This is a genomic window from Meiothermus sp. (genome assembly GCF_025056915.1).
Classification (GTDB): Bacteria; Deinococcota; Deinococci; order Deinococcales; family Thermaceae; genus Meiothermus.
On sequence record NZ_JANWVH010000077.1, the window covers coordinates 1 to 14,270 of the forward strand.

A 14,270-nucleotide genomic window follows, 5' to 3' on the forward strand; every position below is an offset into this window, starting at 1 on the left:
TCCCAGCACCGGGCAGGTCACCGGTACGGTCTTTGGTGGTGACCCCCTGGTTGGAACGGTTAGCCCCACCCAGCCCCGGCGCTTTACCTTTCAACTGGGCGGCCAGAGTTACGAGGGCTATATGTTCGCCCTCGACCCCGGGGTTATGGCCGGGAAGGTGGGCTCGAGCAAGGGCTTCATCGCTACCCGCCGCGACTTCAGCGCCCCGCAGGTGAGCATCCAGAGCCCCCAGTCGGGCGCAACCCTCTACCGCACCCAGACCTACACCCTGAGCGGGCAGGCCAGGGGCGACAATGGCAGCGGGTTTATCGTAGACCTGCCCTGCCGCTGGGCGAGCAGCGACGCGGGCGATACCCAGTTCCCCCTCCAGGGCAGCTGCAACCCTACCATTACGCTTCGCCCCGGAAGCCCTGCCAGCGTCACCTTCACACTATCAGCAACGGCCCAGGGCGGGGCCAGCGCCCAGACCAGTGTGACGGTTAACGTGCAAAACCCGCCTAACAGCGGCCCGCCCAGTGTGAGCATCATTGAACCCGCGAGCGGAAGCTCGGCCAGTGTGGGCAGCACGGTGACGCTTGGGGGCCGGGCAGTAGGTGGAACCCCACCGTATCGCAACTACCGCTGGAGCTGGCAAGCCAGTAAGCCCGGCTGTGCCGAGATCGACATCTCTGTCCGAGCGCTGCCCAACCAGCCTATTGGCGGGGGTCAGTACTGGGAGTGGAACACCGCTGGGGCGCAAAACAACCCAAACGGTTGTGGTTTCGATAATGCCGGCGGCACCCTCCGGCTCTACGTCACCGATGACCTCAACCTCACCGGGTCGGCCTCTATTGCCTTCCGGCTTTTCTATCTTCCGCCGCCCAACTGAGAAAGGAGCGAAGCACATGAAGCGGTTCCTCATTTTTATGCTGGTACTGGGTTCCCTAGGCCTGGCCCAGAAAGACCCTCACCCCTGCTACCTGATGGGCATCTTTAACCCCAACAACACCCCCAACGCCCTGGGCTCGGTGGGCTTTGTGATGAGCAACGAAGGCCTCTTGCAGGATGGCAAGCCCCTGAGCGGCCCTGGCGGCCAGGCGGTGGCCCAGGCCATGGCGCAGTCCATTGGCTCGGTACAGCCCATGTCCTACTGCATTCACAACCTGTCCGGTGGGGTCGTCCAACTGCAATACTTCCGCAGCAGCCCTGAAGGGGCCAAGGACTGGCTGGGCAAAATCCGCAAGGGGGCCCCCAGCTGGGTAGGCCTGCAAGTGGGCGACGAGGCCGGGTTGTTTCGCGGCGACCAGGGCCAGCCGGGTTTCAACCTGGCCTTCCGCTACCGCGAGTATGCCTTCTTGCTGACCAACAGCAGTGTGAACGACCCCGAGAGCTACCGCAAGTGGGCCCTGGCCGTCATTGAACGAGTACAGAAGTTCAAGTAGGTTGCAGGTCTCAGGTTGCAAGCCGATTCACAGAAAACGGAGAAGACCATGAACAAGCTCTGGCAAACAATCCTGGTACTGGCAATGGGCCTCTCGCTGCTGACGCTGGCCCAGAGCGCCCAGCGGCTGATCCTGAACGGGCAGGTGGCCTCCACGCGGGTGATCGTGGTGCAGGGGGTGGCCTACGTGCCGCTGGCCGACGTGGCCAAGGCCCTGGGCCAGACCGTGGTCAAAGTGCAGGGCGGCTACGAGATTCGCGCCGCCGGGGGAGCCAACCAACTGGCCGGTCAGTTCCAGGGCAAGGTGGGGGATCAGATTCTGACCGGGCTCTTCCGGGTGCAGGTGCAGAAGGTGGAGCGGATGGAGGGCTACACCACCCGCTTCGACAAGAACAACCTTACCATCCAGCCCCGCAGCCCCGAGGAAGAGCTGGTGGTGGTGACCGGGGTGCTCAAAAACGCCAAGCAGTCGGGCACGGTGGCCCCCTCGCTGAGCGCCAACAACCCCGGCAACACCGCCCTGGCCGGGGCCGATGGACGCTCGTTCCCACCCATCGCGTACGACAGCCCCAGTGGTACCAACACTGGCGGTAGCTTCACCCTGCTGCCGGGGGCAGCCCTGAACTTCGCGGTGGTGTTCTCGGTGCCCAAGGGAATCGAGGTCAAGGCGCTGGTACTGCGGGTGGGTGAGTATGGCGATGCGGGCAGCAAGGACGTGCGGGTGAGCTTTTAGCCGATAGCCAACCTTCCATTCAATGGGCCCTTTGCGCTTGCAAAGGGCTTATTTAGCTTCTGCGCCAGGGCGTAACGCTGATATAACGTGGGCTCAACTAGGCTGTGGCCCACATCATGGTTAGACTGGAGGGGGGAACCAGAGTAGAGCCAACTGCCTTACTACGGCCACGTGTCAAGCGTGTGGTACTCAAGCGAGCTGGGCTGGCCCTGGCCCTGTGGGGTGAGCCGGGCATCGGTAAGAGCCACACCGCGCGGGAATTGTTGCAGGAAACCCCCTGCCGCAGCGTCAGTCTGCATGCCACCGTGCTGCTCCCCGATCTGGCTCGAGCCCTCTCCCGGCCTGCCAGACTCCCCATGTGGGCGCAGACCTTGCTCGAGCGGATGCAACGGGGCGAGCATGTGGAGTCGGGAAAAGCCGCCTCTGCCTTGAGCGCTGTTCTGGCCGCGTCGGCGCCGGTCATCCTGCACTTAGAGGATCTGCACGAGGCCGGCCCCGAGCGCCTGGAGTTTGTAGAGAAGCTGGCCGGAATGGCCTCCCACACGAAGGGTACAGCCTTGCTTGTGACCAGCCGGGTCAGGCCACCCGAGCCCTTCACGGCCTTTCGGATGGAGCCCCTGGATGCCGAAAGCATCCGAAGGCTGCTCGAGGCCGAAGCCGGGGCCACCCTCCCGCCCGAGGCACTCGGCTGGATTCACACGCAAGCTGCAGGGAACCCGCTTTTCACCCTCGAGTTTTTTCGCCATCTGGCCCGGCGTGGTTTTTTGTGGAACGACGGGCGGCAGTGGCGCTGGCGGGCTCCGGCGGGATCGGACGTGCCGCATAGCGTCGAGGCCCTGATCGAGCGGCTGATCCAGGAGGCCACTGCTCGGCCCGAACTTAAGGATGCGCTCGAGGCCAGGGCCATCCTGCCATCGGAGGTCTCAGACGCCCTGTGGGTCGAGGTTGCCGGGCTTAGCCACGAAGCGCTGAGCCGGGCCGTTCTCGAATTCCAGCGCCGGGGTCTGCTGCGGGGTGAACAGTTCGCCCACCCCCTCTTCCGCGAGTTGAGCTTGAGCCTGGTGTCCCCGGCCCGGCGTGGGGAGCTGGCGCGGCGGGCACTCGAGGCTTTGCGAGAGCGCAATCCTCAAGAGGCGGCAACCCTCGTTGGAGAGGCCGGTCTGGACGGAGTTGCAGCGCTCGAGCTGCTACACCAGGCTGTGCGTAGCGCCCGGCTGGCCGGAAACGAGGTGCAGGCCGCTCGATGGCTGGCCCAAGCCGTGGAATACGCCGAAGGAGAGGCGCAGGGGAAGATGGCGCTGGAGGCCGCGCAAGTTCTTCAGCACTACGACCTATCCCAAGCCGCCCGGTTGTTTAAGCTCGCCCTGGCGACTCCCGCTGCCGGGGTTGAGACCGTGCGTGCTTATGCCCATCTGCTGGCCCGCCAGGGCCGAATTCCCGATGTCAAAGCTTTGTGGGCAGAACTCCCCGCCCGGCTGCGCGAAGGGATCGAAGCCCCTGTGCTGGCCATCACCACCTACCACGTAGGAGGCAACAACAGCGAGGCGTTGGAAGTCTGGGAAGCCCACCCCCAGCTGCACGCTCATCCCTCGCCCGAACTGCTCAGGGCTGTGGCGGCTTCTGCTCTGGCGATGGGCCGGATGGAGCAAGCCCAGACCCTTGCCGCCCAGGGGCTGACCATCCCCAACCCCGCCTTACGATGCGAGTTTTTGTCCATCCAGGCCCTGATCTACTACCACCAGGGCCAATACAACCTGGCTGAGGCTACCCTCGCTGAGGCCCTGGTGATACTCACCCGGCTCAATGCCCCCCGCCTGCGGGCGACGGCACTTGTCAACCGTGCGGCCTTTTTGAGGATGCTGGGCCGATACCGCGAGATGAACCGCTGCCTCGAGGAGGCCTTGCAGATTCGCCGCGAGGCCGGTGACGTAAAGGGCTACGCCTTCGCGCTGGCGGCCTTGGCCGAGTTGCTGATTGAACAAGGACATTACGAGCGGGCCGAAGAAGCACTGAGCGAGGCCATAACCGCCCTCGAGCCCTATGGGCCCGACCGTTTTTTGGCCAACGCTCATTCGATGGCGAGCCTGCTCTACCGCTCTCAGGGCACTCCCATCGCCAAGCTGCTGGCCCTCAAACACGCCGATCAGGCCCTGGCGTATGCCCGCCAGATCGGCAGCCCCAGGGTGGTGCGGGAAATCCTGTTCGACGCTTCGCTCGCTGCTACCGCTGCGGGGTTCGCCGAGCGCGGCCTGGAGTTGGCTGCCGAGGCGCAAAAATTGGGGGAGACCGCCGGGGATTCGCCCCACGACAACTTTCGCACCCTTTGGGCGCGGGGCATGGCCCTCGAGGCCCGTGGCGACCCAGCGGCGTTGGAAACCCTCCGGCGGGCGGTCGAGCTGGCCCGACCGCTGGATGTGGCCATTGACGAGCACAAGCTCGGCCTCGAGCTAGACCGGCTCACCGGCAACGTGGAGAGCGCCCGCCACCGCCTGGCCTGGTTTGAAGAACGCGGTCTGATGAACGGGGTCAACCTGGCCCGGCGCTACTTTCCTCAACTGGCCGAAGCGCCCCCCGCCAACCCCGAGAGCGCAGGCCCGAAGCGGCTCGAGGTGCTGGGTTCGATGTGCTTTGCCGGGGAACCCCTGCGCGGTCGTAAACGCCAGGAGTTGTTGGCCCTGCTTTTGGAAACCCGCCTCGCCGGACGCGTTGAGGTGGGCAAGCTCGAGCTCCTGGATCACCTCTACCCTGGCGAGGACGAGGGAAAAGCGGCTTCCTCGCTCAAGGAACTGATCCATTCGGTAAGGGTGAGTCTGGGTGCTCTGGTCGTGGCGACCACCGCCTCCGGGTATGCCCTGGGTGCGGCGGTCAGCTCCGACCTGGAGGAGTTTTTGCGCACCGGCGAGGCCCGCTTGTGGCGGGGGGTTTACCTGGGGGGTCTTGCTTCCCTCCACGAGACCGTGCGCGAGTCGGTCTATCTGGGCTTGCGCACCCGCGCCCAGGCCTTGCTAGAAGCCGACCCCAAGGAGGCCGCCCGGCTGGGAAGAATCCTGCTGGAGGCCGACCCCTACGACCTCGAGGCTTTGCGGCTGACCCTGGGGGCCCTGCGCCGCTCGGGGAACCACAAGAGCCTGGGTCGGCTCTACGAGGAGGCCCGGGGATGGATGCTCGAGGTCGGCGAGACCTTGCCGGAGCACTGGCAGGGCTTCCTCACGCTCTGAGCTACCCCTTGACCGGTTCCGTTTCGGCCCGGCCCCACAAAGTCAGCGCTGCCGCATATCGCTCACTGGATGATTCCGATGCGGAGTCTAAGTCCAATCCAGCAAGGCGATGGTGCAGGGTTGTGCCGTGCCGGGCTCGAGGCTTCGCTCGAAATGCGTGATACCAACATTAAACGTACAAGCAACTTTCAAGGAAACACGGATGGGGGTGGGTGGTCGGAGGTGGGTCTCCAACACCTGCCACCTACGCCCTAACCCCTGCTTCGACGCACCGCTTCAATCGTATGAAAAGTGTTCAGGCCAAGTTTGGCATGAAAGCGTTCTTCACCAAAATGGAGCCTTCCGGGGGTTAGAAATTCTTTGTCCTGGACAGAACCTTGGCCGCCCATAGCCACGTCTGTGAAGTGCGCGATAAAGAACCAAGTCAACCCTTTCCGGCAAAAGCCTGCCCAATTCTGACCTGCTTCTGACCAGCCCCAGGGCACCCTGGGGGTCGAAAGGAGTCACCATGTTCGACCCTAGATTGCGCACCCTGGCCGTACTTCTGGCCGCCAGTATGGCGCTGGCGGCGGGCACCACCTACAGCATCGTGGTAGGCGGCCAGGTGATGCCGGACAAAGCCATCGTGGTGAACGGCAAGACCTATCTACCCGTCTCGGTGCTAAAGACGCTGGGGGTTGGCTATAGCCTCAGGGGAACCACCCTCACCCTGGCCCACCCGGCCCCTGCCAACCAGACCCCCGGCGGGGCCAACCAGCGGGCTTCGCTGGAAGGCTGCCTAGGCGAGACCCTCTTCAACGGCATCTGGCGCTTCCGGGCGACCCGGCTCGAGCCCATCGTAAAAGATGCCGGAACCCCCCTCGAAACCCAGGGCTGGGGCGTGACGGTGGAACTGCGTAGCGGCGCCAGGGCCATGGTGCAGCCGGTTTTTACCGGAATGCGCGACCAGGGCATCCAGGTCGCCTTCGACGACGCCCAAACCCTGACCGCCGACGCGCTGGACGTGCAGAAGCTCACCTATGCCAACCTCCCGCCGGGGGGCGTGCTGACCCACCAGCTCAAGTTCTGGTATCGCTACGACACCCCCAAAGACCAGATCAAAACCCCCACCAAACTGCTCCTCGAGATCAATCCCAATGGCTTCGAGAACACCATCCGGGCCAGTGGGGCCAGCTACACCACCCCTACCCCCAGCCTGCGGGTGCGGCTCGACTGCCAGAAGTAGCGCGGCAGCCGGTAGCCGGCAGGACAAAGGAAGTGACCGTGTGGAAGAGCAATCCGGCATCTTTTATCGCATCTGCCCGCGCTGCTACCGCGCCGTTCCGGCCCACTCACAGGAGCACTACTGCCTCAACGACGGCGAGCGGCTGCTCGAGGCCTGCCCCCGCTGCCAAGCCAGGCTCACCTCGCCGTATGCACGGTTTTGCGGCGTCTGCGGCTGCGAGCTGGGAAAAAGCCGAACAGAAGAAGTATCGGGAGGAAACCTATGAAACGTTGGTATGCAGGCGCACTACTGCTGGTTGGGCTCCTTGGCTGTAACCCCTCCACCCCCCCCACCGGGGGCATCACCACCCCCATTAAGGCCACCGAGGGCGGCACCGTGGAGAACGGGGGGGCCCGGCTGGTCATCCCGCCGGGGGCCCTCTCCCAGGACGCCACCGTCACCCTGAGCCTGGCCGCCAAACCCAGCGAGCCATCCGAGAACCCCCTGAAGCCCGCCGGCCCGGCGGTGAGCTTCGACCTGGGCGGGGCCACCTTGCAACAGGCCGCCACCCTGGAGCTGCCCACCGACGTAGCAGGCCAGGAAGGCGACCTGGTGATCCTGGAGAAAAACCCCACCCCCGGCCCCGACGAGCCACAGATCCGGGTGCACGCCGCTAGACCGGTAGGGGGGGCGCAGGTTTCGGGCCAGAGCCTGGCCAGTAAGGTGGCCTACAGCGTGACCCGCAAGGCCTCGTACGTGGCCTATCTGGTGCCCAAACCAAAGCCCCAGGAGGGCGTGGCCGGGCGGCCCCTGCAGGTGCCCTTCTACTGGCAGGCCTACATCCCCTGGTGTGTGCCCACCTCGCTGGCCATGGTACTCAACTACCACCAGGCCCTGCCCGCCATCGCCGGAAGCACCAAGTTCCCCGGCGGCTTCGCCAGCAACTTCGGGCTGGCCAGCCTGATCAAGCAACCGGCCAGCAGCGGTTCCAACGTGGTCTCGATCCTCAAGGCCGCCGGGGTGCCCGACAGCGCCTACTCCACCATGCAGTGGGACGCCGACCTGATCCCCTCCAACCCCTTCAGCGCCTACATCGTGCTGGCCACCACGGGCGTGTTCGGGCTGTTCCCCGCCAAGCCGGTCTGGACCTCCTCCGACCGCCAGTGGCATGGCTTCGTGATCTCCGGCCTGACCAACGCGGCGGGCGACGGCATCTTCCTGCACGACTCCAACTTCCGCTGGGGGGGCGCGCCCAACCAGGTCACCTGGGCGCAGTTTCGCGAGCAGAACTGCAAGCTCAAGGACGAAAAAGACCCCTCCAAGGGCTGCTCGGGCGACAAGGAACTGGACGGCCTCTACACCCTGATTTTTTACAACGACCCCAAGCCCGAGACCCAGCGGCGCGGCTCCATCGAGCTCAGCCGCGACCCCTCCTCGCTCACCTTCCGCAACCCCTCGAACGAGTTGATCTCGCGCTGGGATTGGGAGGGCGGCTATCCGAATGGCTACTACTTCACCGACGAGGCCACCAGGCTGAGCACCTTCCCCTACGGGAGCAACCTGGTACAGGACGCCGAGTTTCGCTCGCTCATCTACCGGAGCAGCCGCCTCGAGGTGGGCTTCAACGTCGTCAACGTGACCAACGTGGCCCTGGACTTCGAGCTAGAGGCCCGGCTGTACGTCAACAACGCCATGAAGTCGCAGAAATTGGTGAACACCAACGTGGCCGCCTACGACGACAGCCCCATCAACCTGGACTTCGGCAACCTGGCCGACCTCGCGGGCACCATTGGCAGCCCCACCCCGGCCCGCCTCGAGCTCAACCTGCGCCAGGGCGGGCAGGTGCAGGATGTGAAGCAGATTGCCTTCAAGCTGGCCCCCAACCCCCCCACCCTCCCCACCGTCCGTATTCTGGTGCCCAGCGCGTCCATTACCCTGCTCAAGGGCGAGCCCTTCACCTTCCGGGGCGAGGGCTTCGACCCCCACTCCCTGCCCGATGGGCGGGCCCGGCTGTCCTGGCTCGAGGGCGGAACCCTGCTGGGCAACGGCAGCAGCTACACCCTGACCCCCGCCGCCGCAGGTACCCGCACCGTCAACCTGGTGGCCACCGGCGAGTACGGTCTCCAGGCCACCGCCTCCACCACCTTTACGGTGATTGACCCCACCCGCACCCCCGGCGAGATCGTAATCGTGGAGCCCAAACCCAACGCGGCCTACTGGAGCCCCACCATCAACCAGGCCCTGGTGGACGTGCCGCTGGTGGGCTACGCCACCTATTCCAACGGTGCGGCAGTACCCGGAGCACGGCTGGTCTGGACCGCGCAGGCCCAGGGCGGGAGTGAGGTAGAGGTGGGGCGGGGTTCCAGTCTCACCGTCAGGCTGGCGGGCGGTCGGAGCTTTGCCCTGCCCTACACCATCCGCCTGACCGTGCTCTCCGACGCCGGAACCCCCATCGGCTCCAGAACCGTCCTGATCACGGTTGGTTATACCTACATCGGCTAGGAGGCATCATGCACCGGCTTCTCGGGGTATTCCTGGCTGCACTGCTGGCCGCCTGCAACTCCGGCCCCACCAGCCCGCCCGTCATCCACAGTTTCACCGCCACCCCGGCCTCGCTGCCGGCAGGGGGCGGGCCCACCCGCCTGAGCTGGGAGGTGAGCGGCGCCAGCGCCCTCACCCTCCAGGGGGAAAACGTCACGCCTGCCGACAAGGGCAGCCGGAGCGTAACCGTCACCGCCAGCCAAACCTTCACCCTCACCGCCCGCAACAGCGCCGGGAGCGTGAGCAAGGAGGTTAGCGTGACGGTAGCGGAAGCCCCCTCCATCCGCATCTCCCCCACCTCCCGCGCTTTTGTGGCCGGCAATCCCGGTGGGAGCTTCGACGCCAACGTGACCGGCTCGACCGCTGCCATTAACTGGAGCCTGACGGGCCCTGGCAGCCTCAGCGCCACCAGCGGCCCCTCGGTGATCTACACCCCGCCCCCCAGCGTAGCGGTGCTGGCTTCCGCGACCCTGACCGCCGAACTCGAGGGCACCGGCCTCTCGGCCACCGCCCAGATCAGCGTGGCCCCCACCGTGCTTGTCGGGGGGGTGCTGTTCTACAACGCCGACGGCTCGGGCACATTGGGGGCGCTGGACGGCAGCGGGGCCTACACCCCGGTCAAAACCTTCGCGGCGGGCGACCTGCCAGCGGGCGTCACCCTCACCGGCAAGCCCTACGACCTCTACGAGCTCTTCTACAACCCCGACGGCTCCGGTGCTTTGGGCAGCTTCGACGGAGCCGGCAACTTCCGCAGGTTGCGGAACTACACCCCCGGGGAGTTGCCGGTCGCACAGGATCAACTGGTCAGCCTGGGCGACCGGGTGGTGTTCTACAAGGCCACCACCGGAACCACCGTCTGCGCCAGCTACGGCGACAATTACAGCCTGACTACCCCCGTGACCCAGAGCGGTTATTCCAAGGACTGGAACTCCGTCCTGCGGGTCAACGACGCCAACGGGGTGTTCTTCTATCGGCAGTCCACCGGCACCGGCGGTTACGGTACCTACAACGCCGCCTGCGCATGGACGTTCATCTACGCCAACAACGGCTACACCGCCAACTGGAGCCACCTCCTGCGTACCGCCGCCGGCGTGCTCTTCTACCGCAAAAGCGACGGCATCGGGGCGCTGGTGAGCTATGCCGCCAACGGAACCCCCTCCCAGACCGGTACCTATCTCGCCGGGAAGCTGGCGGCGGGCTGGGATCAGGCCGTATATACCCGGTTTGGCGTTCTGTTCTACCAAGCCGACGGCTCGGGGGAACTCGCCACCTTTAGCGGCAATACCTATACCAGGGTGAAGCGCTTTGCCGCTGGGGAGCTACCGGTGGGTGCCGCTCTGGTGGTGGCGGTAGGCAATTAGAATCGTCGTGCAAAGCCCCTGGTCTGTGGGAGGCCGGGGGCTTTTGGTTTTGCTGAAAACTTGCAGTGGGTCAAATCAAGGGTCACCGCGACAAAAAGGGTACACGGGCCTTCCAAGAAGGCGTAGCCGACGAGGAATCTAATATCGCAGTTTTTGGGACTATCTGGAAAAAGCGCGGTTGTAAGAAATCGTTTGTATGCACAGCCAAGCACCGCCGGGGGGTGTCTTTGCCCGAGCGTGAGGGGTTTTCATTGCGGTAAGCTGAAAAGACCCACCCTCGAGGTTTTCCCGCTTGCCTTCACCAAACCTACACATCCCGTACTGCACCCATACACAAGAATCCCAGAACATGGCTGTCGCGGAGGTAACGTCTTGAAAAGACTCTTTCCGACCATCGCCACCCTGCTCGCCCTGGCACCTCCGGCCCTGGCCCAAGGCGCCCTCGAGCTTCCCCAGGCCCTCCAGGCCCTGCCGGGCACCCTGGACTGGAAAAGCGCCGACCTGAACTACGAGAGTGCGGTGCGGCAGTTGGAAGCCGCCCAGGCCGCCCTGGGCTTCAAGTGGTCGGGCGGGGCCGACTACACCCTGCGCGAGAGCGGCAGCAACCTGACCCTCTCCAGCACGGCCAGCCTTGGGGTGCTGCCCTGGTCAAGCAGCGCCGACGCCGTACGCAGCGCCGAACGGGCGCTGGAGCGGGCCGCCCTGACCCGCCGCGAGGCCCGCAACGCCCTCTACCTGGCCCTGCACAACCAGTACTATGGCCTGCGTCAGGCCCAGACCGACCTGACCATTGCCCAGACCACCCTGGCTTTGCGCGAACGCCAGTTGCAGATTGTCAGCGCCCAGAACCAGGCCGGTACCGCCACCCTGAGCGACCTGCTTACCGCCCAGCAGAACCTGGACACCGCCCGCTCGGGGCTGGTGAGCGCCCAGGGGGCCCTCGAGCTCGCCCGCCTGACCCTGGCCAGCACCCTGGGCCTGAGCCCCCAGCAGCTGGGCAACCCGGTCACCGCCCCCGAGGAGCCCAGCCTGCCCGGCGAGAGCCTGGAAACCCTGCTGCAAAGGGCCCTGGCAAGCCGCTCCGACGTTCTGCGAAGCCAGTCTCAACTGCGCGATGCGGAAGAAAACCTGGCCAGCGCAGAGCGCGACCGCCTGATTCCCAGTGCCGCCCTGAGCGCAGGCTACAGCACCAGCGCGGCCTCGCTCTCGGCGGGCCTGAACCTCAAGAGCGGCACTGCCTCGCTCTCGGGGGCGGTGCCGCTGGTACAAGGGAGCGGCGGAACTGTGCAGGCCCAGGGCTGGAGCCTGGGGCTCTCGCTCAGCGTGCCCATTTTCGACCCGGTGAGCGACAGCCGCATCAGCACCGCCCGAACCGCACTGCAAGCCGCCCAGCAAGCCCTGGAAACCACCCGCAAGGCCGCCGAGCTGGACGTGCGGCAAAAGTACCAGAACCTTCAGACCGCCAGGGCGGCAATCGCCGCAGCCCGGGCCGGCCTGAACGCGGCCAACCAGAGCCTGCGCACCGCCCAGGCCCGGCTTCAGGCCGGCACCGGTACCAGTGTGGACGTCCAGGCCGCCCAGCTCAACCAGCTCCAGGCCCAGCGCAACCTCGAGGCCGCCCTGATCCAGGCCCAACTGGCCGCGCTGGCCCTGCAAAACGCCCTTGGCCAAGACCTGACCGCCACCCTCGGAGGGAGTAAATGACGCACCGTGTCCCGAACCTTCTATCGAAACCCTTGCTTCTGCTGGCCATGCTGCTGGTTTGCTCCATAGGGTTAGCTCAGAACACCCTCACCCTGACTCAGGCCCTCTCGCAGGCCTACAGCCGGGGCCCCTCGCTGCAAAGCGCCCAGGCCACGCTGCAAAACGCCACCCTGCAGCTCGAGGCCCTCAAGGCCGACCCCAGCACGCTCATCGTGGCCCGCACCCAGGCCGAGCAGAACGCCAAGCTGGCCCAGGTGAACCTCGAGGCCACCCGGCTTTCGGTTATGCAGAGCGTGGTCAACGCCTACCTGAGCCTCTACGAAACCCAGCAGAACGTGGCCCTCTACCAGGCCCAGGTGGCCCTGAACCAGCGCAACCTGGAGGTGGCCAAAGCCCGGCAGGCCGCCGGCAACGCCACCGCGCTGGACGTGGCCCGCGCCCAGACCACCCTGGACAGCTCGAGGCAGTCCCTCACCAACGCCCAGTCGCAGATTCCGGTGCTGGCCGCCCAGCTTGCCGCCCTGATGGGCCTGAGCGACCTGGGCAACGTCGCGGTGGTTGCCCCACCGGCCCCCCCGGCGCTGCAAGCCGACCTTGCGGCCCTGAGCCGCGACCTCTTTAGCCGGCTGCCCGGCGTGCTGCAAGCCCAGCAGGCGGTAGAGCTTTCCGAACTGAACGTCAAGCTGGCCGACAACGACTACACCCCCGCCGTCCAGCTCACCAGCGCCAAAACCAGCCTGGAGAACAACCAGCGCACCCTGCAAACCGCCCAGCAAAACGCCCAGACCAGCCTGACCAACACCTATCAGGCCGCCCAGAACGCCTACCGCAACATCGCCCTGGCCCAGGCCAACGTGGCCAACGCCCAAAAGGTGGTGGAGCAGAGCCAGGCCGCCTTGCGGGCCGGCACCATCTCGGCCCTGCAACTGCAAACCGACCAGGTCTCACTCAAAAGCGCCGAGTATGCACTGATCCAGGCCCAAAGCGCCTACTGGAAGGCCCTGGCGGCCTTCTCGGTGGCCGCCGGGCAGGACTTTACCGGCCTGGTGCGGGCGGCAGGTGGGCCCTAGCGCCCAGACCCAAGCCAGGCCCGAAACCCCTGCACGGCGCAATACGACCCGGCCCCGCTTTGGTACACGACTACGCCTCGAGGCGTTCAAGAAATGTCTGGGCCTCGGCTTTCAACACAGGCAAATCGTCCTGAACAATCTTCCAAATCACTGCCTGGCTAACTCGAGCATAGTTGTGGATCAGGATGTTCCGAAAGCCAACAATCTGTTTGGCGGCGTTAATGGGTGCGTTGGGTTCAATCTTGAGCAATTGGGTGATGGCTTCGCCAACAATGCTCAATTGACGCTCGACTGCCGAGACCAGCAGGCGGCTTTGGTGGTAGGATTCGAAGGTTTGGCCTCGAGTGAACTCCTCGATGGCCTCAATCGCCTGGATGATGTCGAACAGGTAGGCTTGCGCTCTAAGCGGCATAGACCAGTAGCCGCTCGGAGGCGATGGACTCAAGAAAATAGGGGTTGTGAATCGCCTCGAGCTCAACCAAATCCACCGAAGCCCCCAGAGTCTGCTCGAGGCTTTCCAGGAGCCTGAAGTAAGCCCGCCCATGCTCCAGGGGCTCCATAGGCTCAAACTCCACGAGAAAATCGTAGTCGCTGGGAATGGGCTCACCCCTGGCCGCCGAGCCGAAAAGCTCGAGGCGCTTGACCCGGTGTTGCCGGGCAATCTGGCGGAGCAAGGGAAGCTCAACCATGACTCTAGCTTAGCAAATCATTGGCATGTATATACCACGGCTTCTCCTTGCCGCAGAAACCAGGAAAAACGAATTTCACGCTTGTATGAAGCTTTTGTCGTGGACCTAACGCCGTCGTATAAAACCCTTTGGCAGACTGCTGAAATCAGCGGTTCTCCACAATTGGTTCCTTTCTCGACGCATTGCGGGCGGTCAACTGAAATCTCGATTTTGCACCACGCTATCCATATAATCCCGTTTCAAACAAAACACCCGACGCATCTTCATCAAACCTTCGCATTCCATACACCGAACTTTGGCTATGCTGGAGGAACATCGAGGGGTGAACAT

General features: G+C 64.9%; 11 protein-coding genes and 1 pseudogene. 10 read left to right on the top strand and 2 right to left on the bottom strand.

Going from position 1 to position 14,270, the window contains the following annotated elements; genetic code table 11:
* The 10 genes and pseudogenes from NZN28_RS11595 to NZN28_RS11635 form a co-directional block, all read left to right on the top strand.
* Window positions 1-868 (top strand): annotated as a pseudogene (locus NZN28_RS11595) (peptidase C1); the annotation flags it as partial.
* 16 nt (window positions 869-884) lie between these two features.
* The gene (locus NZN28_RS11600; RefSeq protein ID WP_295398350.1) at window positions 885-1,421 is read left to right on the top strand and encodes a hypothetical protein; all 537 of its coding nucleotides are present in this window, start codon (window positions 885-887) and stop codon (window positions 1,419-1,421) included.
* A 48-nt stretch (window positions 1,422-1,469) separates the two neighbouring features.
* Window positions 1,470-2,153: a hypothetical protein gene (locus NZN28_RS11605; RefSeq protein WP_295398352.1), complete on the top strand. Its 684-nt coding sequence runs from the start codon at window positions 1,470-1,472 to the stop codon at window positions 2,151-2,153.
* A gap of 182 nt (window positions 2,154-2,335) precedes the next feature.
* Window positions 2,336-5,371 (top strand): tetratricopeptide repeat protein, encoded by a 3,036-nt coding sequence (locus tag NZN28_RS11610; RefSeq protein WP_295398354.1) that lies wholly within the window; start codon window positions 2,336-2,338, stop codon window positions 5,369-5,371.
* A gap of 508 nt (window positions 5,372-5,879) precedes the next feature.
* Window positions 5,880-6,596, top strand: a complete 717-nt coding sequence (locus NZN28_RS11615) for a hypothetical protein (protein ID WP_295398356.1) — start codon at window positions 5,880-5,882, stop codon at window positions 6,594-6,596.
* Window positions 6,508-6,861, top strand: coding sequence for a zinc ribbon domain-containing protein (locus NZN28_RS14650; protein WP_367275834.1), 354 nt, complete (start codon window positions 6,508-6,510; stop codon window positions 6,859-6,861). The genes NZN28_RS11615 and NZN28_RS14650 overlap by 89 nt, the downstream gene beginning before the upstream one ends.
* Entirely contained in the window at window positions 6,858-9,077 is a 2,220-nt protein-coding gene (locus NZN28_RS11620) for a hypothetical protein (protein ID WP_295398357.1), read from the top strand. The genes NZN28_RS14650 and NZN28_RS11620 overlap by 4 nt, the downstream gene beginning before the upstream one ends.
* Window positions 9,078-9,085: 8 nt before the next feature.
* Window positions 9,086-10,477 (top strand): hypothetical protein, encoded by a 1,392-nt coding sequence (locus tag NZN28_RS11625; RefSeq protein ID WP_295398359.1) that lies wholly within the window; start codon window positions 9,086-9,088, stop codon window positions 10,475-10,477.
* A 372-nt stretch (window positions 10,478-10,849) separates the two neighbouring features.
* Window positions 10,850-12,181, top strand: coding sequence for a TolC family protein (locus NZN28_RS11630; protein ID WP_295398361.1), 1,332 nt, complete (start codon window positions 10,850-10,852; stop codon window positions 12,179-12,181).
* Entirely contained in the window at window positions 12,178-13,251 is a 1,074-nt protein-coding gene (locus NZN28_RS11635) for a TolC family protein (protein WP_295398363.1), read from the top strand. Before NZN28_RS11630 ends, NZN28_RS11635 begins: the two co-directional genes overlap by 4 nt.
* 70 nt (window positions 13,252-13,321) lie before the next feature.
* On the opposite strand, the gene NZN28_RS11640 is transcribed toward NZN28_RS11635, so the two are convergent.
* Window positions 13,322-13,663 (bottom strand): HepT-like ribonuclease domain-containing protein, encoded by a 342-nt coding sequence (locus tag NZN28_RS11640; protein ID WP_295398365.1) that lies wholly within the window; start codon window positions 13,661-13,663, stop codon window positions 13,322-13,324.
* Window positions 13,653-13,940, bottom strand: a complete 288-nt coding sequence (locus tag NZN28_RS11645) for a nucleotidyltransferase domain-containing protein (RefSeq protein ID WP_295398366.1) — start codon at window positions 13,938-13,940, stop codon at window positions 13,653-13,655. The genes NZN28_RS11640 and NZN28_RS11645 overlap by 11 nt, the downstream gene beginning before the upstream one ends.
* Window positions 13,941-14,270: the final 330 nt, after the last annotated feature.